Genomic DNA, 1,049 nt, shown 5'->3' with positions numbered 1-1,049 from the left:
CTCGGCATAGGTGAGCACCTGCGCCCCGAAGACCAGCGCCGGCGCCTGCGGCGTCGCCGCCGCCTGGCGCTCGATCAGCCGGTGCACCGATTCGGGATTCGGATAACGCCGCGCATTCACGCCCCAGGCATCGAGCCGCTGGCGTTCGTCGCTGTCCAGCAATGCCACATCGCCAAGCACCGCCGAAGAATCGGACAGTCGCTGGAGTAGGCGCTGCATATGGCCAGCCACCCTGGTCACGGCGGCCTCGTCGAGCGCGTGGCGCGCATACCGGTAGACCAACGACAGCGTCCGGCCCTGACGGACCAGCAGAGTCATCGGGTAGTTGGTCTGCTCGTGGCTGTCGATCTCGCCGAAGGTGAGCGTGCCCGTATCGGCCTCTCTAACCGCCTCGTCCACGGGGTAGTTCTCGAAGACCAGGAGGCTGTCGAACAGCCCCTGGCCGCCATAACCCGCCCAGCGCTGGATCTCGTAGAGCGGCGTATGCTCGTACTCGCGCAGCGCCAGGTTCGTCGCCTGCACCCCGGTGAGCAACGCCGCCGGCGTGGCTGCCGGGTCCACGGTCACGATCACCGGCAGCGTGTTGATGAATAGCCCCAGCATCCGCTCGGCACCTGGCAACTCCCCTGGCCGCCCCGCCACGGTCGCCCCGAAGCTCACCGTGCGCTCGCCGGTGTAGCGCGACAGCACCAACGCCCACGCCCCCTGCACCAGGGTGTTCACCGTCACCCGCGTGCGCTGGGCGAACGCCGTCAGCCGCTCAACGCTCGCCTCGTCCAGCGTCACCGCCACCTCGCCATGGCCCGGGGCCGGCTCCCGCGGCGCCGGCAGCGCGTCCGCCAGCCGCGTCGGCGCCGCCAGGCGCGCGAGCTGCTCGCGCCAGAACGCCTCCCCCGAGTCACGCCCCTGCAACCAGGCGATGTAGTCGCGGTAGCTACCCGCCGGCACCGCCAGCGCCTCGCCGGCGTAGTGCCGCAGCACCTCGCCCATCAGCTGCGAGGTGCTCCAGCCATCGAGCAGCAGGTGATGCAGGCTCCAGATGAAGTGGT

At 70.2% G+C, this 1,049-nt stretch carries 1 protein-coding gene; it reads right to left on the bottom strand.

Annotated features, from left to right (window positions below):
• The coding region (locus tag ACPEES_RS23540) for a condensation domain-containing protein (RefSeq protein ID WP_435106968.1) at window positions 1–1,049 on the bottom strand (1,049 nt) is incomplete at both ends.

The sequence above is a fragment of the Arhodomonas sp. AD133 genome (assembly GCF_051195215.1).
Lineage (GTDB): Bacteria > Pseudomonadota > Gammaproteobacteria > Nitrococcales > Nitrococcaceae > Arhodomonas.
Note: the sequence above shows the minus strand (reverse complement) of the source record. Positions and strands in the feature narration are given on the sequence as shown.